The organism is Streptomyces sp. NPDC005262 (genome assembly GCF_042872425.1).
Lineage (GTDB): Bacteria > Actinomycetota > Actinomycetes > Streptomycetales > Streptomycetaceae > Streptomyces.
This window is the reverse complement of the sequence record NZ_JBIAKK010000021.1, coordinates 84,955-110,876: the sequence shown is the minus strand read 5'-3', so window position 1 is coordinate 110,876 and position 25,922 is coordinate 84,955. Positions and strand designations below refer to the sequence as shown.

Below are 25,922 nucleotides of genomic sequence, written 5' to 3'. Positions count from 1 at the left end.
GGCCCCGGGTGGCGGGGCCGCGCGGCCCCTGGCCCGCGGGGGTACTCCGTGCGGGGGCGGCCCTCGGGCGGGGGCCCCGGCCCCCCGGGCCGGGGTGTGGGGGGGGGGGGGGCCCCGCCCCCCCCCCCCCCCCCCGACCGCGCGCTGGGGCTCGTCTCAGACGCGTGGGGCGTCGTAATATTCACCGACCGCGTCGTGATAGCTCGGGTCGCCGAGGTGCCTGTCCTTGTCGAACTCGGGTGAATCCTTGATCTCGGCCTTGGTGCGCGAGACGTGGATCTTCTTCTCCGAGGCGTCGATGAGGGTGATGGTTCCGGCGGGCAGCAGTACGTGCTTACCGAAGATCCAGACGCCGGTGTCGACGACGATGCAGGAGGAGCCGACCTCATCGGAGTGCTTGTCGACCTTGCCGATGCTTCCGTCGGTCGCCTCGACCTTGTAACCGGTCAGGTTGGTGCCGGCGGTGTAGCCCGTGGTCGGTTGGTATCCCCAGATGTCACTCATGCCTAGCTCCTTCATTTGGTGCGGGTTGAGAGAGATCTGTATTTCGCCGTCGATCAAAGCCGACGTTTCCCTCTCGATCATTCGCGTGCCCGTCCTCGGAGATCTCACACGGTCGGATCCACCTGCCGACAGGCATGAACCTACGGGCCGGTCGCCGGGGGAACCGGGACCGGTCCACCAGCAGAGTCGCGTGCCGGCCCGCGCGCTCCGGCGATGCGGCGGCCGCGGGATTTGCGGGGGAGTGGCGAACTGACGAGTGCTGCGTACCGGCAGTCGTCTACGGAGGGGACGATGCTCACCGATGACACCGATGACACCGATGACACCGATGCGGACCGGGCCGTGACTCGCGTCAGGCAGCAGGCGAACCAAGTGCCTCACGCACCAGGGGGTTCGACCCTCTGGTGCCAACCGGACACAAGTGGCTGCCGAGAGGCTCCGGCAGAACATCCGCCCTTCCACTCGTTGCCAGAGCCCGGCAAACCTGGTGGGTCGTGTGCTGCTGGCAGCGGGCATGGGCGGCGATCGGCCGGCGTGCTCGAATACGCGTGCGGGGACACGTGGGATGAGTGAGGGGGCGCGGTGGGGTCGGCGGGGAACAAGGCGATACGGACGGTGTCATGGCTGCTGGTCGCTGTCGTGGCTCTCGTCCTGGGGGTGGCGTCGGCCCTCGAGATCCGTGGAGCGCTGGAGCGGGAGCGGGAGTTCCGCGCCGCGTCGGCGTGCGCCTCCGTCCCGGTGGAACCGTCGGGGTGCTTGTGGCGGCAGGAATTCACCGTCCGGAAGGCCGACGCGCACCACGGAGAGAGGAACGAGTCGCCGGAGGCCGAATTGTTGCTGCCATCCGGTAAGCCATGGAAAGTGACGTTCCGTCAAACCAGTCCAGTGGTTTCAGGGATGGAGCCGGACGACAAGGTCGTCGGCCTGATCTGGCACGGGCAGGTCGTCGAGGTCCGGGACGCCGACGGACAGCGGCAACAGACGTCCTCGGGGCCAGTGGGGTGGCCCGAAGACCGCCTCGGCGGCGCGCTCGCCTGCATCTCGTTCGGCTTGTCCGCCCTCGTCGGAGGGCTGTGGCCACTGTTCGCGCCCGGCAAGCGGCGTCACGCGACAGCAGCGACCGTGGTGCGATGGCACGGCGTCGTCATGGGTGGCGCAGCCATCCTGACGCTGTGGGCGCAGGCTGCCAACGACTGGCCGATATGGGCGATCCCGGCGATCTGGGGGCCGTTCGCGCTGCTCGTCCTGGCATCCATGGTGGCCTTCGCCATCGCTGCCCTCCGCGGCGACTTGGATGACGACGCCTCGTCCGTCTTGCAAGTACCCGCACCGCTGCCGCCGCCGTCGATGGGCCGACCGGGCGGGGCAGCAACGGGGTCGGAGCACGGTCACTCCTGATCCGGGCTGCCTCGGCCTGCGATGCACGCAAGCAGTGGGCGGAGGAGACGAGCAGCGCAACACCGTCGAGCGGTGCAGCAGCAGCCTCAAGCCATGGCTTCACCGGCGACACCCTCTCCCAGGGCGCACACGGCGAGACCAGGCGCTCGTACATCACCCCAGGGCACTGAGCCCTGACGGGTTCCGCCGTCGGACGCCGTACTCAGAGCACGCCCACCAGCACGATGACCAGGGCGGGCAGTGCGATGAAGCAGCGCGAGCCAGTTGTAGAAGTCATGGACGGTCGAGGCGCCGAGCGCCCTGCGGAACTCTGTGCGGTCGCCGATGAAGGTCAGTGCGACCAGGCTCGTCGTCACGGTGGTGCCGACGTTCGCGCCCAGAATGATGGGGATCGCGCCTTCGATGGGCAACGCGCCCGACCCTACGGCGGTCACAGCGATGGCCGTCGTCGTGGTCGACGACTGGATCAGAACGGTGCCGAGAACGCCGACGCTCAGCCCGACCCACGGGTTCGCGGCGAAGGCGAACATGGTGTGCGCCGCGTCGCTGCCCAGCCCCGCAAAGCCGCGACTGATGATGCTCACGGCACAGATCAGCAGGTAGATCAGCCCAGCGACACCGCTCCAGCCGAGGGCTTTGGTCCATACGGGGAGCTGGATGGCTCCGGCGCCGCTCTCGGCCGCGGGGGCCGTGAGCGCCGAGCCGCCGGAAGGGGTTCGCCCGGAGACGTCACCCTTTTTGTGGTTGTTGTCCGGCCCGCTGTCGGATGTGGCTTCCGCCATGAACCAAGGCTACGAGTTCCTGACGAGGGGCGCGCGTGGCTGAGCGCCGTACGTGTGTAACGGACGGCTGGTGCTGTCAGCGACTGCGGTTCTCCTGGCCCGACGCCAGGTGGCCATGGTCGCGCTCGCCGGCCGGGGCCCCCTTTGCGGGGGGCCGGCCGCATGTTGGTGGGCCCGCACGATCGTGCTGTCCACCGACACCGCCCAAGCCAGGTCCCCCTCGGCGTCGGCCTGGGCCATCAGTACGGTGAACACCGGCTCACGCGAATTTGCGGCGTCGAGGGTTCGCTCTCGCCGCCGTGTCGGTGCCTGGACCTCAGTCTGTGGGCTCCCTTATGACCGGCCCGTACGGAGGGAAGCGTAAGGACCGCGGTGACAGCCGTGACCTGGCACGGGGCGCCGAAGCCCAGAGCAGGCAGGCGGGACAGCACGTGCTGAACAATGCCGTCGCCTGCGGCACCGGGGGAGTGCGAACGCGCCCTGCCACGGCGGCGGAGCGACGTGACGACCGGAGCGCCGGCCCCGCTTCGGCAGTCAAGGGCGTGAGCTGCCTCGCTTCGCCCGACCCCGTGTCAGGTCGTCTTGATCTGGCCTCCGTCAATGACGAATTCGGCACCGGTGATATTGCCGGCACGCGGGGACGCCAGGAAGACAGCGAGGTCGGCCACCTCCTGGGGTTCGGTGATCCGTCCGGTGGAGATGCCCATCTGCTGGGGCACCACCTTGTCCAGGGCCTCCTTCGCCGTACCGCCTGCGCCGGCCGCGACGGTGTCGGCGAAGGCGCCGGGGGCGGTCCAGAACGGGGTGCGTACGGGGCCGGGAGCGATGGCGTTGACGCGGATACCGCGCGGGGCGAACTCCTCGGACAAGGCCTTGGTGAGATTGCTAAGGGCGGCTTTGGCTGCCGAGTAGTCCACAATCATGGGGAAGGGCAGTCGGGCATTGATGGAGCTGATGTTGACGATCGCCCCTTCGTCTTGGGCCAGCAGGTGCGGCAACGCCGCGCGGCTGGCGCGCACCGTACTCAAGAACGTCATGTTGAGGGCACGTACCCATGCCGCGTCATCGACCTCGAGGAAGCTGGACCGTGGGCTGGTGGCCCCGACATTGTTGACCAGCACGTCGATCCTGCCGTGTCGGTCCGCCGCCTCCTGGATCAGAGCGTCCGCACCGTCGGAATCGGCCAGATCGACCGGATGGAAGGCGACGTCGAACCGCTCGCGCAAGGCGGCCAGCTCAGGTGTTTCCGTGCGGCTGCCGACAACGACGCGCGCGCCTTCACGGCCGAATGCCTCGGCGACGGCCAGGCCGATGCCCTTGCTTCCTCCAGTGATGACGGCGACCTTGTCCGTGAGATTCAGCTCCACCGGATTCTCCTCCACGGCATACATCGGCACGATAAAGCAACCCGAAATGGGTGCTTTGAGTGAGTATCGGGCCTGGGTTCGGTGCAGGTGTCCAGCGCCACGCGGCGACCGCTGAGGACTGCCGCGCGGCGGCGTCCGAGCCAGGGATGTCCCCATCTCCGAGCGCCTTGCCCGGCACGCCGCCAAGCCCAGGTGGCCGAGTGCGGCGAGATGGAGCGCGTTTCGGATGCCGGTCGTCGGACCCGGCAACTTCGAGACCGGCGGCGGCAACCGACCGCACCGTGGACGGGACCCGCATCGTGGGTGTGTCCGGCGGCCCTGCGGGAGGCTGGGCAGTTGTGTGACCAGCCCCCCGAGACGCCCAGATCGCGCGTCTGAAGGCCCAGCACGCCGAGCTGAACCACTGCGTCGCCGACCGGGAAGCGACCGTCGAGGAGCTGACCGCGCTCAAGAAGCTCGCGCTGTCCCGACTTGCCGCCCAGCACGACGAGATCATGCACCGGCGCAGCCTGCAGTGGTCCCCCGAGCTACCTCCATCCGTCAGCCGGCAACCGTGCCCCGCGTCAGGACCACCGTCGTAGGCAACGGCACCCTTCACAAGGTGAGTTCGGAGCGAAGGAGAAGCCGAGCGCCGGCCAGCCGAACGAGCAGGAGCAGTCAGCGCTTGACCAGGCAGAAGGGATGCCCAGCCGGATCGGTGAAGACCCGCGCCCTGGCCTCATCATGAGGCTGGTGATCCGGCTTGCCCGCACCCAGCTCCAGCAGCCGGGCCTCGGAGTCGTCCAGGTCGTCCCCGACGTCGAAGCAGATGTGAAGCTGCTGGGGAAGGGTTTGGTCCGGCCAGCTCGGAGCTCGGTAGTCGTCGACTCTTTGAAAGCCGATGAGAAGTCCGTCCTCACCGTTGAGACCGGCGAAGTCGGCGTCCGACTTCGGGTGAGGTTCGAGGCCGGTGGCCTGCTGATAGAACGCCGCCAGAGCCGGCGGATCAGGGCAATCGAGTGTGATCGCACCCAACTTCATCTGCAGAGGCATGGCATCTCCGGGCCGATCGGTGGAGCTTCTTGATGCACACCCTAGAGGCGCTCTTCCTCTTGCCGGCCTGCAGGCCGTGGACAAGAGCACCCGGTCCTCCTCGGGGACCCCGCTGTGACCACGCTTTCGTGCCTCGGTCACAGACTTGAGACGAGGCCGTCGAGCGGGGCCGGTACTTCGCCGAGGTCGAGGGTCTCCACCAGGAGACGGCCGTAGCGGATCTTGCGACCCTTCTTCGTGCCGAGGAAGCGTCGCAACTGTTGCTGCCGGGGCCGACCGTGGTGTGCAGGCTGGCGCAGGAAGGTCTGCCAGGCCCGCAGATCACCCTCGGCCCGGATGATCTCCTCCACCCGAGACGTGCCCAGCGCGCGGATGAGTTCGTCCTCCAGGTCCGCCACGCACACGAAGAAGCCCCCGTGCGGCGCCCGGGCCCGCTCCAGGCCGCGGGTGTAGAAGCGCTGCTCGCGCTCGTCGCACAGTCCCGTCAGACGCAGGCCAAGACCGGGTGGCCCGAGAAGGCCGGCGTAGCGGCCGACACTCATCGCCCCGCCCATCGGTACGACGCACACCCCTTCGGCGGCCAGGTCCCTGCCTCGCCGTGCGGTCAGCGCCTCGACGGCTTCAAGGTCACTCGGTCCTTCCAGCACCACCGCCGTCCGCAGCCCCAGTCGCACCGCCAGATCACTCGCCGGCTCGCCGGCACCGCCGGCCGCCCAGCAACTGACCGTGTCCCGGAATGCCTGCACGTCCGCCATGGAGCGAGTCTGCACCCCACCGACCGGCACTGCACGGAATATTCGACGGCCCCCGCGCGACATGCCCGGCACCCTCGTCACGTAGGCCTGCCGGCCCACGTCGTCACTTGTGGCACTGAGCCGACGGAGCCTCGGGGTGCCGATGCCGGAATGGCCGGCCATCTCTGACAGCGCTGCCCTGGGGCGCGGAGCCGGTGCGATCCGGCCACCGACCGAAACGTGCCCGCCACGCACCATCAAGGACAGCCATTCACCGTCGAGCGCGGCTTCACCCGCGCCTCGTCCTCCCATACCTCTACGGCTCATCAGCCCCAAATGGTCAGGCCGCATGAGGTACTTGACGGTGGACCGCCTCGGCGTCCGGGAGAACGCGGCTGCCACGACGTCCGCGCCTGGGAAGAACAGTGCTGCACCCACCAGGAGCACGCAGGCGACGGGCCACCCCCGCACCGTGACCGCGCCCCAGGCGCTCGGACAGTCAACAACCGCGGGACAGGGCCGGGACCGATGCTGACGGCTCGCTGAGCGACGCCCCGCAAAGTGGCTCTGACCTGCATGAATGCCAAGACGGACCGACCAGCCCATGACCTGTGACCACCAGGCCGCGGCTTGGGCCGGCCGTCGGTCACCAGCCGGAGGTGTGGTCGTCGCTGCGGGTGACGCCGGGCCGCGTGTTCACTGACCACATGTGTGTGCACCGCGGACACTGAAGGTGAACGACCGGTCCGTTGCTGGATATCAGATAGCGCCAGTGCTCACCGCAGTTACGGCGGGAGGCGCAGGGTTCGCAGTGGCGGGCGTCGTCGCAGACGGGGCAGGCGAGCCAGGCGCGGCGGGCGACGTCCGCCTGTGGATCAATGGGCAGCCGCACGGCCCGGCTCCCCTCCTGGCAGGACTCCGGCCGCCACGAGCAGGTCGTAGGTGCGCTGCTGCTCGGCGTCGAGGTTCGAGTAGAGGAGCGTGTAGGCCTCGTCCTCGCTCTGGAGAGCGGCGACCGGGTCCCAGTCGGGCCCGAGTGCGGTCACGACCTCCGCCCGTCGTCGAGCTTCCTCGAAGGTCAGATCGATGGTGAAGGGTATGTGACCGGTGAGATTTTCCTCGTTCATTGTGCGACTTTCGATGAGCTGGCGGAATTCCACATCTATCAGGCGATCGCAGCGGCAGGGAAGGGTGGCCTAAGTCGATCCGGAGCGGCGCAGTGTCCTGCGCATCGACGGGGAACCCTCAGATCGGCAGACAGCGATGGGCCGTTGCCGGCACCGGGAAGCCACAACGCGCACGATTCCGCACACGGCAATGTGACGTACTTCATGGGGGTTGCCGCGCGGACCTGGGCGCGGTGACGCGCGAGCAGGCGGTGCAGGACCGGTGAGCTCGGCCACGGACCTGGCAGCATCCGGCACGGCCGTCAAGGGCAGGTTGCCGAGGAGCGGGTCCTTGTCCTGCGGGGCGTGGTGCGGTAGTCCCGGGCCCGCCTCCGACAGCGAGATGACACGAGCGCTGAACGGCCGGGCGACTACCAGGGCATCATGGGCAATCCGCCCACGCTAAGCACCCTCTTGGCGGGGTAGCCGCAGCTCGCCCGCACGCATTCCGGCCTGGAAGCGGGAACCGGCCTCGAGCTTGGCCATCAGCTCGGCGACGCGCCGCCGGTAGGTGCGTAGCGAGACGCCGAGCCGTTTGGCCGCCGATTCGTCGGTCAGTCCCGAACCGAGGGCTTCAAGGATCATGCGGCCGTCGGCATCGAGGTGGGGGACGTCGCTGCGCAGATAGGTGTCGAGATCGACGGCGCTGTCCCAGATCGCCCGGAACAGCGAGTGGACGCCGTCGACGAGGATCTGCGACGTCGTCACCGTGTACTCGCGGCCGGTGGGGGTTTCGCGTCCGGCAAGGATCATCACTCGCCGGTCGATGAGGATGGTCTCGTGCGGCAGCGACGAGCCGCTGATCCGAACGAGAGCGCCCTCGCTCTGCACCAGCCGCAGATGAGCTCGGGCCTCCTCGTCGGCGAGCGCGAGCGGACTGAGCAGCTTGTGAGCGGTGAAGTCCGAGGAATCCGTAGCACTCATCCGGTTCCGGATCGCGACCCGGGCCTCCGGCTGCGACCAGGTCTTGAGGTCCCGAACGGCGCACAGGAACTCGGTCTGCGCGGCCTCGAAGAGATGACCGGCACGCGCGATCAACTCTGCGTCCCCTTGGACTGAAAACACCTGTTCGCTCCGCATCCAGCCAGTCTGGCAGCAAGCTGCCACGAGCTCGCAGGGCATCGTGGCTGCGGGCAGCATGAGCGTCATGACGATCAAAACCTTCTCCCTCGGCGGAGACCTGACCATCAACCGGCTCGGCTTCGGGGCGATGCGCCTGGCGATGGGCACCTTCGACGGCCCGTCGCGAGACCCCGAGAGCGGCATCGCGGTGCTCCGGCGTGCCGTGGAGCTGGGCGTGAACCACATCGACACGGCGGCTTTCTACGGAAGGGGAGCCGTGCGGGCCAACGAGCTGATCCGTACGGCATCGGCCCCCTACCGTGACGACCTGGTCATCGCGACCAAGGTCGGGCCGCTGCCCGGACCGAACGGTGTGCCGAGCGAGCAAGCGACGCCTGACCAGCTGCGTGGCCTGGTCGAGGCAGATCTGCGTTCCCTCGGACTGGACCGGCTCGACCTGGTCTATCTGCGGGTGGGCGGGGTGACCGGACCGGGCGGCGAGTCGATCGCCGAACGGTTCGCGGTACTGGAGGACCTCCGCGCGGAGGGGCTGATCCGGCACCTGGGTGTGAGTAACGTCGACGCCGCCCAGTTCGCCGAGGCCCGGGCGATCGCGCCCGTCACGGCGGTACAGAACCAGTACACCGGTGACATGGGGCTGCTCGCGGAATGCGAGGAAGCGGGCATCGCCTACGTGCCGTACTTCCCGCTCGGCGGTGGCGGCAACCCACTGGACACCGAACGGCTCGGCAAGGTCGCAGCACGCCTGGGCGCGACCACCGCGCAGGTCGCGATCGCCTCGCTGCTCGCGACCTCGCCGTCGGTGCTGGCGATTCCGGGCACCGGTTCTCTCGACCACCTGGAGGAGAACCTCGCGGCGAACGATCTCAGTCTCAGTGAAGAGGACCTCTCTGACCTGCGAGGCTGACGCGTCGGCTCCGGAAAGCGGCTGCCCGCCATGCCCGCTTCGACCTGGACGGTGTGCCGGCCAGGCTCGACCGGCACACCACCGATCACCAGGAGGAGCCCCCCTCACGCCCGCAGCATGAACGGCCCCGCAGAACTTCCGGAGCCGACCGCTTGCAGCTCCTGACGGAATGACTCCGGAGACCTGTCGCCGGGCACTGGGGAGGCAGGTTGTGGCCGGCTGCGAGGATGCTGTCGAGTGGGGTGCGATCGACGCGGTGAACCGGCGGCAGGACCGGGGCTTCCCGGCTGGTACGTACCGAACGCCTCATCTGTGGGCGGATGATCGAGCAAGCGAGACCGGCATGCCTGCACTGCTTCACGCGGCGGCCGGACACGTACGCGTGGGCCACCGGGCGGCTGCGATGCGGTCGGGCGGGGGCGAGCCACCTCCCTTATGAGGGAGGGCGGCGCGCGACTGGCCCGCGGCCGTGGGCTGTGAGCGAGCGCAGCGCCAGCAACAGGAACCCGATGTCGTCGAGATAGACGGGGTCGGGGATCAGGTCGACGGGACACACGGTGTAGATCGCCGCCGCCCACACCAACGCCTTGTTCCGCAGCGGAATCCCTGCGTCGAGCAGCAGTTTTCTTGCCCGGATCAGCCGGATCAGGAGGACGCCGGCGACCCCCATGGTGAGCAGTGCGGCGACCGCGCCGACGAGAAGCCAAGCCGTGGAGTCCATGGGTTCATCGTCCATCCTTATCCGGATTCCTGAGCCCGCCTGCGGGTGCGGCGCCTCAGTGCACGCCGTTCGGCCTCACCCAGGCCACCCCATACGCCGGAGTCCTGACCGTGCTCCATGGCCCACTCCAGACACAGCTCGCGAACCGGGCATCCGCCGCACACCGCCTTCGCTTCTTCCGTCTGCACGAGCGCCGGGCCGGTGCTTCCGATGGGGAAGAACAGATCGGGGTCCTCGTCACGGCAGGCCGCTTGCATACGCCAGTTATCCATGTGCCTCACTCCCGATGGTCGTCCTCGTTCGGTTGGTACGTTGCGGGTGACCTACAACAGGCCCCTGAAACCCCATTGGCTTCTGCTCACCGCAATGCAGGCCCGCGTACAGGTGCGCCGTGCATGCCGCAGCGGGCCGAGCGCGACCAGCGGGATGCCGAGCGGTCTGCCGTCGTCCACCAACCTGACGGCCGGCATCGACGGCTCGATCCGGGGCCCATCGCTTCAGTGATCAGCAGGTGCTGAATCAGTTCATAAATCCTGGCCCCACCTGCGCAGATTCGGGATACGATCCCGATCTCGAACGAATCCCGGGGGGGACGATGACCACCGAAGTGCTGCCGCCATCTGTTGAAGTGCCCGCGGTACCCGCCATGCCGAGGGCGCCCGCCGCACCGCAGGCCGAGCGGCAGGTGAATCCCGCAATCACAGGTCACGCAGGCCTGGTCGTGGGGGGCAGGCATCGTCGGGGCTGCCTGGGCCGTCGTGGCCGGTAGCTGCGACGACGAACCGGCCACCTTCTCACTCGCCGGCGCATTCGCCCTCACCGACACAGTCCTTCGCACCGCCGACACCGGCTGCAAGTGACCCGGAGGCTTCGACGACATCGGCAGGGGAATTTCTTCCGGTACGCGGAGGAGTACTGCATCTTCGAAGTCGCCGTCGACGACGTCCCGAAGAGCGAGAAGTTCTATCAGGTCGAGGTGTCACACCGGGGGACGGCTCAGCTCGGCGGCGTGGAAGCCGCAAGCTCGCCACCACACCTGGCTGGACCTCACCGCACGACTGGGTCCCGGACCTCATGCCCCGGGCCCAACTGCGGCCGCTGCTGACCGCCGCGCTGCCGCTGACGAGAGGACGACACCCATGACCAGGCACACCGAGCCCTGCGGCGAGACCGGTTGCACCTGCTACTGCTTCAGCGCCGCCCACGGGTGCGGCTGCGACTGCGGCCATGCCGGTGAGTGCGACTGCCTCGACTGCCTCGAAGAGGACGAGTAACCCCTCACCGCACTGCTGGGGCCCCGGACCTCGTCGGTCCGGGGCCTTCGCCGTTCCGGTGTGGCGCGTGCTCGCCAAGGGCTGTCCCGTCATTCCTGGTGGATCAGCGCGCGGCGTCGGATGCGGTGCATCGCACGGCGGAGGGGCGTGATCGTACGTGGGCACATTCAGGCGTTTCGGCAACGCAGCGATGCGCTGTGGCTGTCGTCGTGCGCCCGCCAGGGACTACGGGACAGCCCTCAGGGCCTTCTGCCCCGCCTTCTTCGCGTTGCCCGCGGACTTCCTGACGGACCTGTACTACCTCCCTGACCGGACATTTCCGACAGTGGACGAGGAGATGGGATCGCGGTGTGCGAAATCCCCTGGTGGGATGCCGGGATGGTGTTCGCTGCGCGCCTCGGGTACGGCGGGCGCGGGACCAAGGGTGATCCGGGAGACGATGCGGTAGCGGTCGCCGCGGTAGAGCGAGTGGACGTATTCGACGGGGTGCCCACTGGTGTCGGTGGTGAGCCGCTCGAAGAGCAGGGCGGGGGAGAGTTCGGGCACACCGAGCAGAGCGGCCTCCGCCTGCGTGACGACCGTGGGCTCGATGGCTTGGACCGCCTCATGGACCTGTACCTGGTGATGCTCCCTCAGGTGCTCGTACAGGTCGCCGGCCTCCAGTTCCTGTTCCGACAGATAAGTTCTTGACCGGTCACGGAGGCAGCGATGAGTTCCCCCGGCCCGGCAAGTCTTACCACTGTTGTCGACAGCACAGGAGGAACACGTGGCTCAGCTACTGAGAGTCCAGAACTTCAACGTATCGAGTGACGGGATCGGTGCCGGTGAGGACCAGTCCCTCGAGAGGCCGTTCGGTCATGTCGAGCCCGAGAGGCTGTTCGCCTGGGCCGGTGCCACGGCGAGCTGGCCCATGCGCACCGACCCCGGGGGGAGCCGGGGCCTGGACGACTACCTCACGCGGGATTACTCGCGCAACATCGGTGCCGAGATCATGGGCCGTAACAAGTTCGGGCCCCAGCGCGGGCCCTGGCAGGACCATGAGTGGCAGGGCTGGTGGGGTGACGAGCCCCCGTTCCGCACCCCGGTATTCGTCCTGACCCACCACAAGCGTCCTTCGGTCACGCTCTCCGACACCACGTTCCACTTCGTCGACGACGACCCTGCCACGGTCCTCGAGCGGGCCCGGGAGACGGCGCAGGGCAAGGACGTCCGACTCGGCGGGGGAGTCACCACCATCCGGCAGTTCCTCGACGCCGACCTGGTCGACACCATGCATGTGGCGGTCTCGCCGGTGAAGCTCGGGTCCGGACTACGACTCTGGGAGTCCCCCGATGAGCTGCTCGACCGGTTCCACCTGGAGGTCGTTCCCAGCCCGAGCGGGGTGACGCACCACCTGTTCTGGCGAAAGTGACCGGTCCTCAGGGCGGCCCCGGCCGGCAGTTCCGCCTCCTGGGGCCGCCCTGAGGCGGCCCGTCGAGTCGCGCCACGGGCGGTCGGCTGGGCGCCGTCGATGCCCAGGCGGCAGTAGAAGCTACTCGATGTCGAAGTGAGAGCGGAGGGCGATCCACCGCCTCGTGTCCTGGCGGGTGGGTCCTCGGCACGAACGCTTCCACCGGTACGTTGCCCGAGCCGGCGAGGATCTCCGGCTGCCGGTCGGAGACGTAGCGCCGCACCATCCGGTAGGACACATCGGCACCGTGCTCCATGACGAGCCGGTGGAAAAGTGCGGGGCGCCGAGCGGGCACCGAGCCTTCCGGATGTCCTGCTGGTCGGCCGTCGCTCGCTGGTCCGGCCTGATCGGCCGGAAAGGATCCGGTCGGGCGTGCCCGAGACGAGCCGCACATTGAGGCGGTCCGCACCCCGCGCTGCCGCCTTGGCAGGGCTCCGCGGCTGTGAAACGCTCGTTCTATGCCATATCTGTCCCGCGTCTGCACATCGATCTCGAACGGGTGAGCACGGCTGCCTGCGGGAGTCCCACGGTCCCGGGCTCCCGTTCGGGAGTGAGGAACAGCCATGACGACGGCCGAGCACGCTCACGACCGCGACGACCACAGTGACCCGACCTTGTACCGCACTCCGGCGGAAGCCGTCGCCGCGCCCCCGGAGCAGCTCGCGTATGTCGTCGGTTTCGACCCGACCGCTCAGCGCGCGGACGCGCTGTTCACTGTCGGCACCGACCCCAAATCCCCCGCGTACGGCCGCGTGATCTCCCACGTCGACCTTCCCGGCCTGGGCAACGAACTGCACCACTTCGGCTGGAACGCCTGCTCGAGTGCGCTGGCGCACGCCGGTCACCATCACGCTGTGCGGCGCTACCTCATCGTCCCGGGACTGCGCTCTTCCCGGTTGCACATCTTCGACACCGGCCTCGATCCCGCCCGCCCCCGACTGGTGAAGGTGGTCGAGCCCGAGGGGCTGGCAGCCAAGGCTGGATATTCGCGTCCGCACACACTTCACTGCGGCCCTGACGGAGTTTTCCTGTCCTGCCTGGGCGGCACGGACGGTAGGGACGGGCCTGGCGGCGTCGCGCTGCTGGACCACGAGAACTTCGAAGTACTCCGAGCCTGGGAGAGCGACCGCGGACCGCAGCGGCTCGCCTACGACGTCTGGTGGCATCTGCGCCAGAACGTCGCCATGACCAGCGAGTGGGGGTTCCCCTCGATGATCGAGGACGGCCTTGTCCCCGAACTGCTGCTGGGTCGCCGGTACGGCCACTCGCTGCACTTCTGGGAGCTGGACTCCGGCCGACACCTGCAGCGCGTCGATCTGGGTGATGAGAACCAGATGGTGCTGGAGCTGCGTCCCGCGCACGACCCCGAGGCAACGTGGGGGTTCGCAAACACCGTGGTCGACGTGGAGGACCTTTCGGCGTCGGTGTGGCTGTGGAACCGTGAGGGCGAGGAGTTCGTGATCCGCAAGGTGATCACCATCCCTGCCCGGCCAGCGCGGACGGAGGACCTGCCCCCGGCGCTGCAGCCGTTCGGTGCAGCGCCCCCAATGATCACCGACATCGACCTTTCGGTGGACGACCAGTGGCTGTACGTATCCGCATGGGGAACCGGCGAGCTCGTCCAGTACGACGTGAGTGACCCGTTCCACCCGAGGCAGACCGCGTCCGTGCGTCTCGGCGGCATCGTTGACAGGCAGCCGCATCCTGCCGAGCCGGACGTTCCGCTGACCGGCGGAGCGCAGATGGTCGAGATCAGCCGAGACGGGCGGCGTGTGTACCTGACGAACTCCTTGTACTCCGCCTGGGACGCGCAGTTCTATCCGGCGGGCATCGAGCCGTGGATGATCAAACTCGACGCCGACACCTCGCGCGGCGGGCTCTCCGTCGACAACCGATTCTTCCCGCACGGCCCGGACTTCCTGGGCTTGCGCGTGCACCAGACGCGCCTGCAAGGCGGCGACGCCTCCTCGGATTCGTACTGCTACCGCCGCTGACCGCTTGTGCTCCGCGACCGCCCGGTCATGGAACGCAGCCGCGATCGCATGTTGCCCTCACGGAAGGGGGGCGCCGTCCGCCTGAGTGCCGCAGAGCCTGTGGGTGAGCACGGTGCGGCGCTTGTGTACTCGGTCAAGAACAGCGGCCGCAAGCGCTGCACCGACCATCGGGGCCAGCAGGTATACCCACAAGAAGTCGAGTCCGCCGGAGACCACCGCCGGGCCGAACTGGCGGGCAGGGTTGACGCTGCCTCCCGTGGTGGTGCCCAGAAGCGCAATTGCCGCTCCGATCAGGCATCCGACGAGCCAGGGAACCTTCGGTGCCAGCCGGGGAGTCTGCAGGAAGTAGCCGACGAGGTACACGATGACGGCCATCCCTGCCGCCTCCACTGCGAACAGCGCACCGGCCGTCCACCCGGGGCCGGGCTGCAGCGTGGCGTCGACTACCGGGAGACGGCTGACCGTTGGGCCCCATACGGCGCGCGCCGTGAGTACTCCGAGTACGGAACCGATGAGCTGCGCCACGATATAGGGCACGACCGACACCCCGGGGAAGACTCCGAAACGCCACATGGCCAGGGAGATCGCGGGGTTGATGTGTCCGCCGGAGATCCGTCCCGGCCGGCTGAGGATCAGTGTTGTCAGGAGCAGACCGACCGCTCCGCCGATGATCAGCAACTGCAGGTGGATTTGCGTGACCGCCTCGGAGATGGGGGAGGGCCCCACGACCCAGCGCACGATTGTGGCGACGCCGAAGAGCAGCACGAATGCCAGAAGGCACTCCAGCGCGCTATGCCCTGCGATTGCCGCCGGGCCGGGTGAAGCGTTCCCCGGTTCATCGGGCGGTCCCGGTCTGCTGGGCGATGCGGGAGTTCGGGTCATGGCCGATGGCACCTCCTGCCGAGCGGGCGACGAGCCGGCCGCACCGGCTCGCCGACCGACGAGTCGTCGCGGACGCCGATACCCGCCATATGGCCAGGACTTCGTCGACCGAGGCACGGTGCCGAGGTGCGGCCCGGATGTGCTGCCGGTCCGGAGGAAGACGACGTCCCCCGGTGCAAGGTCTCATGAATCTGCACGGTGCGGCTCAGCCAGGACTCTGCTTACGCGCCGGAAGGTAGTGGGAAACCTGGAAGGGGTGCTCGGGGTCCACCAGGGCCCGTGCCCGTTCTTCGGTTTCCTTGTCGAAGCCGGTGAGCCGACCGCTGTGCTGTCGCAGGTGCTCTTCCCAGGAGGCCACCAGGAAGACCTCCAAGTAGGTGCCAGGCCGCGCTGCATCCTGGTACAGGTCCCAGTGCAGCGCGCCGGTCCGTAGACGGGAGCGACCCATGGCTGCCATGGACTGGACGAAGAGGTCGGCATTGTGCGCCGGTACGCGATACTCGATGGTGATCAGGACCTGCCCGTTCGTATCCGGTGGTTCCAGCACCATCGTGGGCGTTGCCCAGTGCATCGAGGGTGACCGGTCCAGGGTGGTGTCGGGCACGGAGAGGAACAGCCCGATCAGCGATCCGGCCGCCAGCACCGCCGCGGACACCAGCAAAGCCGCTACCAGGCCGATCCCGTCAGCGACTGTGCCCCATACGGCTGCCCCGACCGCCATACCCCCCTGAAATACCGTCAGGTAGAAGGCCAGGGCTCGCGCCCGCACCCACTTGGGTACCGTCACCTGCATCTGGGCGTTCAGAATGGACAGAACCCCCATCCAGGCGATCCCGGAGAACACCAGGACCACCCCGGCGATCCAGGGGATGCGCACCAGCCCCAGCAGCGCCAGGGTGACCGCAAACAGGATTCCTCCGCCTGCCAGTGCCGTATTGCTCGACCAGCGGCCGCGCACTTGCGGTAGTAGCGCGGCCCCCACTGCCGCCCCCACACCGACCGCTCCCAGGAGCAGACCGTAACCCCCGGCCCCCATACCCAGTTGCTGCCGCGCGGCCACAGGTAGCAGGGCCCACAGGGCCGCGGCGCAGGGCACGAAGAGCAGTGACCGGCCCAGCACCCGGCGAACCCTGGGCGCGTGGCGCACATAGCGGCTGCCCGCTCTCAGAGCGGGGAGGATCCGCTCGGGCCCGACCGGGTCCGGCTCGGTCCGGCGGTGCCATGCGGCCAGCGCGGCGAGTGTGACCAGGAACGACACGGCGTTGATGGCGAAGACCGCAGCCGTACCTGCCAGTGCCACGACGAGGCCGCCGAGTGCCGGGCCGATCGCGCGAGCGAGGTTCATGTTCACACCGCCGAGGGCGGCGGCGGCAGGAATCTGGTCCCGGGGCACGAGCTCGGGCTGGATGGCTTGCCATGCCGGGCTCATCAGCGCGGTGCCGCAACCGAGTACGAAGGTCAGTGCAAGGACCCCGTAGGAGTTCATGCGCCCCATCGCGGTCAGTGCGGCAAGGAGTCCGGCGGCCGTGAACATCAGCATCTGAGCGCACAGAAGCAGCTTGCGGCGGTCCACGATGTCTGCCAGGGCGCCGGCCGGGATGCCCAGCAGAAGGACGGGAAAGCTGGCCGCGGTTTGCACCAGGGCGATGAGTCCCGCCGAACCCGACTCCTGAGTGATCAGCCACTGGGCGCCGACCGTCTGCATCCAGCCACCGATGTTGGAGACGATCTGCGCGATCCACAGAGTTCGGAACGCCCGCAGTCGCAGCGGCTTCCAGGTCGATCCCGCAGCGGATTGCGGAACCGGCGGCCGGGACCCGGCCGCCGTGCCGCCGTCCACAGGAGGTGTCATCCGTTGTCGCTCCCTGAAGGAGGCCGAGGAGGAATCAGGAACGCGGGCCGGCGGGCGGCCGTTGAGGGCCGGGCCCGCGTACGCGGGTCAGCCGGCCGAGTGCCCGCCGAGCATCGCACGGGCGTAGACGACGCCGATTCCATAGGCACCGGCGTGCTGCGTGACGAGCTCGGTGACCGGATCGTAGGTCTCGGTGCGACCCCAGTCGCGCTGCCACTCGAGCAGGGTGGTCAGCCACGTCGTGGGTACGACGCCGTTCTGCACCATGCGTCTGACAGCGTTCTCGTGCGCGTCGACCGACACCCCGCCGCAGGCATCGGTGGGTACATGCACCTCGTAGCCCTGCTCCACGGCGGACAGAGAGGCGAGCGCGATGCACACCTCCGTCCACAGACCTGCCATCACGATCTTCGGGCGGCCGGTCGCCTTGACGGCATCGACGACGCGCTGGTCCTCCCAACAGTTCATCGTGGTCCGGTCGATGGGCTGGATGTCGGGGTAGACCTCGGCCAGCTGGGGCAGCATCGGACCGGAGAAGCTCTTGGACGCGACCGTGCTCAGGACGACCGGTACATCGAACACCTTGGCGGCCTTGGCGAGCCCCACGGTGGCGTTGATGATTTCACCCCGGTCGGCGCTGGTCGTGGCGAAGAACATCTGAGGTTGATGGTCCACCAGCACCAAGACGCTGTTATCGGGGCTGAGGAGCGACGATGCGGGGTTCGCCTTTACGGCTGCGGTGTTCACCACGTTGCGGAACCTTCCCTATCAAGCTGTCTGTCGGGACCCGGCGGCCCTCTTGGCCGGCGGGCAGTGGGGCCTGCTCGGGGTCACAGGACGAAGCAGGCATCGAAGATCTCTGAAGCGGAGGAGCCGTCCTGGGCAAAGCCCCTGGTGATACGCCACTGACGGTGTTCCTCGGACTCGGCCACGGCCTCGACCAGCGCCTGCGCCTGTTGCACCCCGGAGGGCGGGGTGGGGAACATCGTCCGGTGGTATCCGCCGTAGTAGGCGACCGGGCTCCAGGACGGTTCCACGTCCGGCAGCGGGGCGGCCAGTCCCTCGAACTCCCCGGCCGCGTAGACGATTCGGCCGCCTACGACGGTCAGCAGGGACTCGATGTGCGAGATGTCTTCCTCGGGCACCGAGAAGAAGTCCTCCGAGAGCACCGCCAGATCGGCGTAGTAGCCCTCTTTGAGCCTCCCCTTGACGTCGTTCTCACCGCTGAGTTCGGCACTTGCCGCGGTGTACATGTGCAGTGCGGTGGCCCGGTCGATCCTGTTCTCCGCAGAAGCCAGCTGCTGCCCGCCGATGGTGCGTCCGCGTACCAGCCACTCCAGGGACAGCCATGGGTTGTAGCTGGAAACCCTGGTGGCGTCGGTGCCCGCGGCGACCGTCAGGCCGCAGTCGAGCATCTGGCGGATCGGCGGAGTGTTGGCTGCGCGAGCAGCTCCGTAGCGGTCCTTGAAGGCCCCGCCCTGGAACATCATGCGGTTCTGGATGGAGAGGGCGCCTCCCATGGCCGAGATGCGGTCGAGGCTGGCCTCGGACACCGTTTCGGCGTGGTCGAAGAACCACGGCACGCCGCGCGGGAAGCCGCCGTCGGCCGCCACCTTGTCGAACACGTCGAGGTTGGCGTGGATGGTCTCCTCGTACGTGGCGTGCAGACGGAAGCCCCAGCCGTTGTCGAGCAACAGGCGTACCGCAGCTTCGAGTTCGCTGTCCGCCTGCTTCGGTCGCGATGGCCTGGGCTCGGTGAAGTTCTCGTAGTCGGCGGGCGACCAGGCGAGGTTCTCCCCGGCTCCGTTCAGCCGCAGCCATTCGTCGCCGTCTCCCGGCCGGACCATTCCGATCCACCGCCGCAGGTCGTCGAGTTCCTGCCCGGCGGTCTGCGGGAAGAGATTGTACGATATGCGCATGGTCAGCAGGCCCTGCTCGGCAAGCTTCATCACGGCCCCGTAGTTCTCGGGGAAGTTCTGAAAGCCGCCGCCGGCATCGATGGCGCTCGTCAGACCGAGCCGGTTGAGCTCGTGCAGGAAGTGCCGGGTGGAACCGACCTGTTCCTCGTCCGCCAGCTTCGGCCCCTTGCCGAGCGTGGCGTACAGAAGTCCGGCAGCCGGGGAGGCCAGGAGCATGCCGGTCGGCTCTCCTGAGTGATCGCGGACTATCTGTCCTCCGGGGGGCGCCACGGTGTTCTTCGTGAAGCCGACTGCCTTCAACGCAGCCCTGTTGACGATGGCCGACTGGTAGAGATGCAGGACGAAGACGGGGGTGTCGGGGGCAGCGGCATTCAGCTCCGACACAGTGGGCAGGCGCCGTTCGGCGAACTGCTCGCCCGTCCAGCCGCCCACCACGCGCACCCACTGGCCCTTGGGCGTGCGTGAGGCCTGCTCACGCAGCATCCACAACGCGGTGCGCAGCGAGGGAACACCGTCCCAGCGCAGTTCCAGGAGGTAGTTCACTCCACCGCGGATCACGTGCAGATGTGAGTCGTTGAGGCCGGGGATGATCCGCCGGTTGAGAGCGTCGACCACCCGGGTCTCCGGGCCCACGAAGGGGGCGATGTCCGCGTCGTCGCCCATGGCGGTGATACGGCCGTCCCGGACGGCGAGGGCCGCGGCGTCGGGTCGTGCGGTGTCTCCGGTATGAATGCGGCCGTTGCGTATGACCAGGTCGGCCGGCTCCCGTGCGTCGGGGTGAGCGGTGATGCCGTCCACTGGCATGACGTTGATCATTCGAACGCTCCATGGCCTTGAGGCGGGAAGAGTTGCCCTGGCCCGTCGGTCCGGCGGGTACTGGTCCGGATCAGGTGTGACACTGGCCGGCCTGCGGGCCGGTCTTGCCGAATGGCTGGTTGCTGCGACTGTTCACCTGCTCCGTGGCCTTCGTCACTGCCGGACCCACCTTCTCCACGACGTCGGAGAAATAGGCGGCACCGGCCTCGTAGTACCAGTGCTTCAGGGCGAAGCAGGGGTTCAGATCCTGCTGTTGCAGCCGTGCCTCGGTGTCGTAACCGAGGATCGCTCCCGTGATGAATTCAGCCCCCACCTGTCCGGTGTCCAGCTTGTCGAAGCTCTGGTCACGCAGCGTGGGTGCGAACGCCACCGTGGGAGCACGCAGCCGGACCGCTTCACGGGCGACGACCGCACCCACCTTGTTCATCAGATCCAGCGACGCCTTGCTGGAATCACCAAGGCCGACGAAGAGCAGCCGACGGGCCGCGATCGCTCCCGGGGGCGGGGTGATCACGAGCGTGTCCAGGGCATTGGCCTGGAACTGGCCGCTGTCGCGAACCTTGGTGACGAAACCTCCAAGGCGGCTGTCCAGGTCCGTCATCGACTCGACGAACTCCTGCTTGGATGCCTGGTCGAACAACGTCACGACCTGCAGGTCGACCGGCTCCTCGGCGGGACCGATCTCCTTCACGGTGACAGGCAGACCGTGCGGGGCGGCGAAGGTGGCCTGCGGTGGGGCGGATGTCTGGTCCTTGGCGGGCTGCGCCTCCGACTGCCGACCGGGTGTCGCGGGCGCGGCGGGAGCAGCGGGAGCAGCGGGAGCGGTTCGCGCGGCGGGTGTGGAAGCGCACCCTGCGGTCACAACGGCCAGGCAGGCGGCGATCAGGGCCGCACGACACCGTTTGAGCGGGTAGTCCATCGATTCTCCGACTGTGTCCGGGGCCGAGGCCATGAAGTGGGACCTGAGGTGCGTATCTCGGCTTCGACGCTAGTTACGTCCAGGCACAGTGGCATCTCGAGGTGCGTACGGGCCCCGCAGAGCAGGGTCCGTACCTGCACACCGTTCTGAGCTCCCGCGCGCCCGTGTGAGGGCAACGGACAGTGCGTTCCGGTGGGGACGGGGCATCCTGCCGGACGTGGGCGCACTCCGGGACAGGGTCGGCCGGGTGAAAGGTTCTGAGAGGATCGGTTCCTTGAGTCGACATCGGCAGCTCCGCCGAGGTGGTTCGCTCGCGTCTTCGCCCAGCTGTCCGTGAGCCAACCGGGTGGTGAGGCGCAAGCAGACGCACTTACGGCGGTGATGCTTCGCCAGGGGGCTCACGCACCCGGCCGAAGAAGAGACAGACGACCCCGTCCACCCGGATCAGCAGCAGGCCGTCCGCCAGATCCTGCGACGCCTCAAGCACCACCGGTCACCGCCGTACCGGGTGCACTGTTTCGCCGGCCGGGCACACCCCACCGTGGCCGGCGTCGTGGTGGGTGTCGACGGGGGCTTCACGTTCCCGACGCGCCTCGACAACGACCGGGACTGGGGCGGGGACGGCACGGTGCCTGGCGGGTCGGCCTTCGCCTCGTGGGTGCTGGAGCGCGAGGACGACGCGCTGTGGAACGGCGAGCGCCATGCCGGGATGGCCGGCGCGGAGGCTCTGCGGCAGCAGCTGATGGCGATCCGCCACAGCAGGCCTGCCCGGCAGATGCTCGCGGGCGACGCCGGCTTCGGTCTCGAGGTGCCCGACATGGCGCTGGCGGGTGAGCCTTTCACCATCCGCGCGAGCGGTCCGACGGTCACGGGCCGGACGCTCCGGGCGCGACTGACCGCTCCGGGGCTGCCGGAGAGCGACGCGAAGCCCGTGACCCTGCTGCCGGACGGGACGGGTGAGCTGGTCGCCGAGCTGACGGCGGCCGAGGGGACGTGGGTGCTGGAGGTCGAGGCGGATCGCCCGTACGGGGTGTGCCACGACGTCGTCACCGTCGCCGGGGCGTGAGGCTTCCCGGTCCTCGTCGACCCGGTTCTGTCAGGTGGGACTCGGTGCGGGTTCCGGTTCGGAGTGTGGTGCTGCCGCGCGGCGGGGGAGCAGCAGCGGGGTTGCGAGAAGGAGCACGCCGGCCAGGCCGATGGCCGTACGCGGGCCGAGCAGCACGCCCAGCACGCCCCAGACGGCTGTCAGGAGTGCGGTCGTGGCCTTGGTCGTCACCGTCCAGGCGGACAGTGTGCGGGTGACCCGGTCGGTCGCGGTGCGTTCGAGGCGGTAGGTGGCGTAGACGGGGTTGAAGACCCCGCAGCAGAAGATGAGCCCGAGCTCGATGCTCATCACCAGCAGCAGCCCGCCGGTGCCCGGTCCCAGGAAGGCCAGGCCGATGGGCCAGAGCGCGCGCAGTGCCCCGGTCACGACCAGGACCTGGTGCTGCCCGAACCGGGAGACGAGGGGCCGGGCCAGCCGTGAACCGAGCAGTCCGCCGATCGAGGGCGCGGCGAAGGCGAGGCCGTACTGCCAGGGTGTGAACCCGAGTCGGCCGAGCATCAGGACGGCCAGCAGCGGCTCGGCAGCCATCACCAGACCGTTGAACAAGGCGGTGTTGAAGAAGAGGGGACGCAGTGTCGTGTCGGCGAGGATGTACCGCCAGCCGTCGAGCAGGTCCCCCGCTCGCATGCGCGTGGCCTCACGGCGCTCGGGCCGCGGCTCGTGCCCGCCCGCCGCGCGGATGCCCAGGGCCGAGAGCAGGTAGCTGGCCGCGTCGGCGACCACCGTCACCACCGGACCGAGGAGCCCGATCGCTGCGCCGCCCAGCGGTGGTCCGATGATCGTGGTCGTCCAGGCCGTGGACTCGAACCGGGCGTTGGCGACGAGCAGGTCCTCGGCCGGCAGCAGCGTCTTCAGGTACGCGCCGGAGGCGGCGCGGAAGGTGATGTCGGCCGCCGCGACGAGGACCGAGACCAGCAGGAGCTGAAGGAACGTGAGGACGCCGAGCGCGAACGCGGCAGGGATGGTCAGCAGTGCCGCGAACCGCACCAGGTCCATCGCGATCAGCACCGGCCGCTTGCGGCGGAACTCCACCCAGGGAGCGAGCGGTACCGCCACGGCCGCGCCCACCGCAGCCCCCACGGAGGAGAGCGCGGCGACCTCGGCCGGTCCGGCGTGCAGCACCCTGATGGCGATCAGCGGGAACGCGCCGAAGGCGAGCCATGTGCCGAGCGCGCTGGTTCCGTACGCTCCCCAGAGCCACCCGAACCGCCGCCCCAGCCGTGGTCCGAGCAGATTTCCCAGCCGGTGCCCGCTCCTCATGCCCGACGCCCCCCGACACTCCACACCCTGCACAACCGGTCCGCGATCGGAAGCATCTAAGCGAGCACCACGACCAGGAATCAAACAACCACAGAGCCGGCAGACACAACCAACGGTTGTGTCCATAGGCTCTCTGCATGGATCTCGACACCGTCCGGACGTTCGTCGTCGCCGCCGACGCGGGGCAGTTCCAAGAGGCCGCCGCCGAGCTGGCGGTCACCCAGCAGGCCGTCTCCAAGCGCATTGCCGTGTTGGAGCGCACCCTTGGCGTGCGGCTGTTCACCCGCACCGCGCGCGGCGCCGAGCTGACCATCGACGGGCAGGCGTTCCTGCCCCACGCACGCGAGCTGCTGCGCGTCGCCGAGCGCGCGGTCGCGTCCGTGCGCACCGGCCGCCGTCCGCTGCGCGTCGACGTGATCGCCTCGCGCGGCGCGGCGGCGGGCCTGCTGCGCGGCTTCCACCGCGTACACCCTGAGATCGACCTCGACGTGGTGATGCTGTTCGACATCGAGACGGCCGTCGCCGCCATCCGGTCCGGTGCGATCGACGCGTCCTTCCGTGCCGTAGCCGTGCCCGGGCGGCCTCTTCCCGAGGACATCGAGTCCGTCCGGGTGCTCGACGAGCCGCTCCAGCTCCTCACCGGCCCTGCCCACGCGCTGTCGGCCGCCCGGTCGGTGCCCCTCGCCCGGCTTGCCGGGCACCGGATCTGGATGCCCGGCATCGTCCCCGGCACCGAGTGGGCCGCCTACTACGACGACCTCGTCGCCGAGTTCGGCCTTACCATTGAGGCGACCGGCCCCAACTTCGGCTCAGACGCGCTCCTCGACACCATCGCCGACACCCCGGCCCTGGCCACCTTCATGGGCGAGCACACCCGCCTCGTCTGGCCCGCCGGCCACGGCCTGCGCCGCATCCCGGTGACCGACCCGACGCCCGTCTACCCGCACTCGCTCCTCTGGCACCGCGACAACCCCCACCCGGCTCTGGTCACCCTCCGCGCCCACCTCGCCGCCACGGCGGCCGGTCACGACGCCGCCGGGACCTGGGCGCCGAGCTGGGTGATTCCGCGCTGAACGCCGCCGCGACGTCGAGCACCGTGACCGGATCGGCGGACGGTGACTCGGGGGCAGGCGTGGCCTTCGTTCCAGGTTCCGACCTGCGGATTCACGGATCTCCGGACAGAGCCATGTGCAGGCTTCGTGGTCCGTCGCAGATTCCGGAGTCTGCCGCCTGCTGACGCTTGCCACCCGCCCCTCTGGTGCGGGCGCTCTTCATGTGTCGGGCCAGTACACCCAACTGGCCGACAGGTGTTTGGCCGGGGCTGTGCGAGCTGCTTAGCTTCCGCTGCCACCCGGGCGCAGCGTCCTCGGCCGGTGGGGCTGCGGCCGGGCGGCAATCCGCCCCCACCACTCGGGGAGGGGGCGGATTCATGCCGCTTCGTAGTGGTGGGCCCGGCCGACGCGCCCTTCGATCCAGTTCGGGTCGTCGAGGCAACGCCAGGCACCGCGGATCCCGGCCCGGCCTGCGGCAGAAGTTCGATCAAGTTGCGGTCGTCGCCGACGTCACAAGCGCCACGGGTACAGGATGGCGACATCCATTACGGCGTATCGACGAGGAGGACGGTGTGCCCAGCAGACATCTCTCGCCCGAGTCGCACGCCTTTCCCGCGTGGGCGGCCCCCCGGACGAGCTCACCGAGCGAATTGGACGCGGCGGTGACCACCTGCCGGGCCTGCCCGCGCCTGGTGGCCTGGCGGGAGGAGGCGGCACGGGTCAAGCGCAGAGCGTTCCGGGACTGGGAGTACTGGGCGCGTCCCGTGCCCGGATTCGGCCCGGCGGACGCGCCGCTGGCCATCGTCGGTCTGGCACCGGCCGCACACGGCGGCAACCGCACCGGGCGCACGTTCACTGGCGACCCGTCCGGCGATGTGCTCTACGCCGCCCTGTACGACCTCGGCCTCGCCTCCCAGCCGACCGCCACCCACCGCGGTGACGGGCTGGAACTGTACGGGGTGCGGATCACCATGCCGGTGCACTGTGCGCCACCCGACAACCGGCCCACCACCAACGAGCGCGACACCTGCCGCCCGTGGCTCGCCCGCGAACTTGAACTCTTGCGACCGACCCTGCGGGCCATCGTGGTGCTCGGCGGCTTTGCCTGGCAGGCGCTGCTGCCCACGCTGATGGAGGCAGGCTGGCAGTTGCCCCGCCCCCGTCCGGCGTTCGGTCACGGCGCCGAAGCACTGCTCACCGACGCCGACGGTGAACGGAAGGTGCACCTGGTCGGCGGGTACCACCCCAGCCGACGCAACATGTCCACGCGCACCCTGACCGCGGCCATGCTCCTCGATGTGCTGCACCGGGGCGCCGTGATCGCGGGGCTGCCGAGGGAGCCGTATCACCCGCAGTTCCCCTCTGCTCAGAGGCCGCCACCGCCGGCCTAGGGCGCGTGCAGGCTGTCACGACCAGCCGACCAGGTCGTTGCGGCCGAAGGTCTCGACCGTCCTGGTCGGTGCGGAGACCGAAGTCGTGGGTGTGGGCGCCGACGGCCTGCACCGCGGCGAAGACGGCCAGGAGGCAGGGGCGTGCGTGCCGTGGACGCGCGGCGCGCGAGCGCCGAACCCGTCCGCAGCCGGTACCGGCCCCGAGAGCGTCGGCCCTGTCCTTGAGCTCGCCACGTTCGTCGCGCACCGGCTCGAGTGCTTCGACGCCGCTGGGGAAGAGCCCGAACCAACGCGGTGATCCGCCTGCTCCGTAC

24 protein-coding genes and 1 pseudogene are annotated in these 25,922 nt (G+C 68.9%); 8 read left to right on the top strand and 17 right to left on the bottom strand.

Translation table 11 applies throughout. From position 1 onward, the window contains the following. Window positions 1-156: 156 nt before the first annotated feature. The gene (locus ACFYP5_RS34935) at window positions 157-504 is read right to left on the bottom strand and encodes a PRC-barrel domain containing protein (RefSeq protein ID WP_313941119.1); all 348 of its coding nucleotides are present in this window, start codon (window positions 502-504) and stop codon (window positions 157-159) included. Between the two features lie 897 nt (window positions 505-1,401). On the opposite strand from ACFYP5_RS34935, the gene ACFYP5_RS34930 reads away from it, so the two are divergent. Then, the gene (locus ACFYP5_RS34930) at window positions 1,402-1,902 is read left to right on the top strand and encodes a hypothetical protein (RefSeq protein ID WP_389043249.1); all 501 of its coding nucleotides are present in this window, start codon (window positions 1,402-1,404) and stop codon (window positions 1,900-1,902) included. 86 nt (window positions 1,903-1,988) lie between these two features. Here ACFYP5_RS34930 and ACFYP5_RS34925 read toward each other — a convergent pair whose 3' ends face one another. The 7 genes from ACFYP5_RS34925 to ACFYP5_RS34895 form a co-directional block, all read right to left on the bottom strand. Then, window positions 1,989-2,684, bottom strand: coding sequence for a hypothetical protein (locus ACFYP5_RS34925; protein WP_389043247.1), 696 nt, complete (start codon window positions 2,682-2,684; stop codon window positions 1,989-1,991). Window positions 2,685-3,256: 572 nt separating this feature from the next. Continuing rightward, complete coding sequence (locus tag ACFYP5_RS34920) at window positions 3,257-4,051, bottom strand: SDR family NAD(P)-dependent oxidoreductase (RefSeq protein WP_389043246.1); 795 nt, start codon at window positions 4,049-4,051, stop codon at window positions 3,257-3,259. Between the two features lie 657 nt (window positions 4,052-4,708). Next, on the bottom strand, window positions 4,709-5,083 hold the full coding sequence (locus ACFYP5_RS34915; RefSeq protein ID WP_389043244.1) for a VOC family protein: 375 nt from the start codon (window positions 5,081-5,083) through the stop codon (window positions 4,709-4,711). A 137-nt stretch (window positions 5,084-5,220) separates the two neighbouring features. Continuing rightward, window positions 5,221-5,838: a TOPRIM nucleotidyl transferase/hydrolase domain-containing protein gene (locus ACFYP5_RS34910; protein WP_389043243.1), complete on the bottom strand. Its 618-nt coding sequence runs from the start codon at window positions 5,836-5,838 to the stop codon at window positions 5,221-5,223. Window positions 5,839-6,463: 625 nt separating this feature from the next. After that, window positions 6,464-6,709, bottom strand: a complete 246-nt coding sequence (locus ACFYP5_RS34905; protein WP_389043241.1) for a hypothetical protein — start codon at window positions 6,707-6,709, stop codon at window positions 6,464-6,466. Further along, window positions 6,693-6,944: a DUF6400 family protein gene (locus ACFYP5_RS34900; protein WP_030922551.1), complete on the bottom strand. Its 252-nt coding sequence runs from the start codon at window positions 6,942-6,944 to the stop codon at window positions 6,693-6,695. The genes ACFYP5_RS34905 and ACFYP5_RS34900 overlap by 17 nt, the downstream gene beginning before the upstream one ends. A 441-nt stretch (window positions 6,945-7,385) precedes the next feature. Further along, window positions 7,386-8,063 (bottom strand): DNA-binding response regulator, encoded by a 678-nt coding sequence (locus ACFYP5_RS34895; RefSeq protein WP_389043240.1) that lies wholly within the window; start codon window positions 8,061-8,063, stop codon window positions 7,386-7,388. Between the two features lie 67 nt (window positions 8,064-8,130). On the opposite strand from ACFYP5_RS34895, the gene ACFYP5_RS34890 reads away from it, so the two are divergent. Continuing rightward, complete coding sequence (locus ACFYP5_RS34890; protein ID WP_389043238.1) at window positions 8,131-8,973, top strand: oxidoreductase; 843 nt, start codon at window positions 8,131-8,133, stop codon at window positions 8,971-8,973. Between the two features lie 433 nt (window positions 8,974-9,406). Here the strand turns inward: ACFYP5_RS34890 and ACFYP5_RS34885 are convergent, their stop codons facing one another. Together ACFYP5_RS34885 and ACFYP5_RS34880 are read right to left on the bottom strand one after the other, a co-directional pair. After that, window positions 9,407-9,694, bottom strand: coding sequence for a YkvA family protein (locus ACFYP5_RS34885; RefSeq protein ID WP_389043237.1), 288 nt, complete (start codon window positions 9,692-9,694; stop codon window positions 9,407-9,409). A 17-nt stretch (window positions 9,695-9,711) separates the two neighbouring features. Beyond that, window positions 9,712-9,966 (bottom strand): WhiB family transcriptional regulator, encoded by a 255-nt coding sequence (locus ACFYP5_RS34880; RefSeq protein WP_389043236.1) that lies wholly within the window; start codon window positions 9,964-9,966, stop codon window positions 9,712-9,714. 867 nt (window positions 9,967-10,833) lie between these two features. On the opposite strand from ACFYP5_RS34880, the gene ACFYP5_RS34875 reads away from it, so the two are divergent. Continuing rightward, the gene (locus tag ACFYP5_RS34875; protein ID WP_389043235.1) at window positions 10,834-10,968 is read left to right on the top strand and encodes a hypothetical protein; all 135 of its coding nucleotides are present in this window, start codon (window positions 10,834-10,836) and stop codon (window positions 10,966-10,968) included. A 297-nt stretch (window positions 10,969-11,265) separates the two neighbouring features. Here ACFYP5_RS34875 and ACFYP5_RS34870 read toward each other — a convergent pair. Next, window positions 11,266-11,646: pseudogene (locus ACFYP5_RS34870) on the bottom strand (GntR family transcriptional regulator); the annotation flags it as partial. A gap of 88 nt (window positions 11,647-11,734) precedes the next feature. Between ACFYP5_RS34870 and ACFYP5_RS34865 the strand changes: the two are divergent. Both ACFYP5_RS34865 and ACFYP5_RS34860 read left to right on the top strand, forming a co-directional pair. After that, window positions 11,735-12,379, top strand: a complete 645-nt coding sequence (locus ACFYP5_RS34865) for a dihydrofolate reductase family protein (RefSeq protein ID WP_389043233.1) — start codon at window positions 11,735-11,737, stop codon at window positions 12,377-12,379. Between the two features lie 602 nt (window positions 12,380-12,981). Next, window positions 12,982-14,412, top strand: coding sequence for a selenium-binding protein SBP56-related protein (locus tag ACFYP5_RS34860; RefSeq protein WP_389043231.1), 1,431 nt, complete (start codon window positions 12,982-12,984; stop codon window positions 14,410-14,412). 57 nt (window positions 14,413-14,469) lie between these two features. Here the strand turns inward: ACFYP5_RS34860 and ACFYP5_RS34855 are convergent, their stop codons facing one another. The 5 genes from ACFYP5_RS34855 to ACFYP5_RS34835 form a co-directional block, all read right to left on the bottom strand. Beyond that, a complete protein-coding gene (locus tag ACFYP5_RS34855; RefSeq protein ID WP_389043229.1) occupies window positions 14,470-15,294 on the bottom strand; it encodes an MIP/aquaporin family protein in 825 nt (274 codons plus the stop codon). Between the two features lie 205 nt (window positions 15,295-15,499). Beyond that, window positions 15,500-17,146: an MFS transporter gene (locus ACFYP5_RS34850; protein WP_389043228.1), complete on the bottom strand. Its 1,647-nt coding sequence runs from the start codon at window positions 17,144-17,146 to the stop codon at window positions 15,500-15,502. A gap of 87 nt (window positions 17,147-17,233) precedes the next feature. Continuing rightward, window positions 17,234-17,896, bottom strand: a complete 663-nt coding sequence (locus ACFYP5_RS34845; protein WP_389043226.1) for a hydrolase — start codon at window positions 17,894-17,896, stop codon at window positions 17,234-17,236. An 80-nt stretch (window positions 17,897-17,976) separates the two neighbouring features. Next, window positions 17,977-19,881, bottom strand: a complete 1,905-nt coding sequence (locus tag ACFYP5_RS34840) for an amidohydrolase (RefSeq protein WP_389043224.1) — start codon at window positions 19,879-19,881, stop codon at window positions 17,977-17,979. A 70-nt stretch (window positions 19,882-19,951) separates the two neighbouring features. Beyond that, on the bottom strand, window positions 19,952-20,800 hold the full coding sequence (locus ACFYP5_RS34835) for a M17 family peptidase N-terminal domain-containing protein (RefSeq protein ID WP_389043222.1): 849 nt from the start codon (window positions 20,798-20,800) through the stop codon (window positions 19,952-19,954). Between the two features lie 508 nt (window positions 20,801-21,308). On the opposite strand from ACFYP5_RS34835, the gene ACFYP5_RS34830 reads away from it, so the two are divergent. Then, window positions 21,309-21,866, top strand: coding sequence for a hypothetical protein (locus ACFYP5_RS34830; RefSeq protein WP_389043220.1), 558 nt, complete (start codon window positions 21,309-21,311; stop codon window positions 21,864-21,866). A 30-nt stretch (window positions 21,867-21,896) separates the two neighbouring features. On the opposite strand, the gene ACFYP5_RS34825 is transcribed toward ACFYP5_RS34830, so the two are convergent. Further along, complete coding sequence (locus ACFYP5_RS34825; protein ID WP_389043219.1) at window positions 21,897-23,165, bottom strand: MFS transporter; 1,269 nt, start codon at window positions 23,163-23,165, stop codon at window positions 21,897-21,899. A 137-nt stretch (window positions 23,166-23,302) separates the two neighbouring features. On the opposite strand from ACFYP5_RS34825, the gene ACFYP5_RS34820 reads away from it, so the two are divergent. Next, window positions 23,303-24,238, top strand: a complete 936-nt coding sequence (locus tag ACFYP5_RS34820) for a LysR family transcriptional regulator (RefSeq protein WP_389043218.1) — start codon at window positions 23,303-23,305, stop codon at window positions 24,236-24,238. A 551-nt stretch (window positions 24,239-24,789) separates the two neighbouring features. Next, window positions 24,790-25,608, top strand: a complete 819-nt coding sequence (locus ACFYP5_RS34815; protein WP_389043216.1) for a uracil-DNA glycosylase — start codon at window positions 24,790-24,792, stop codon at window positions 25,606-25,608. The last annotated feature ends 314 nt before the right edge of the window (window positions 25,609-25,922 follow it).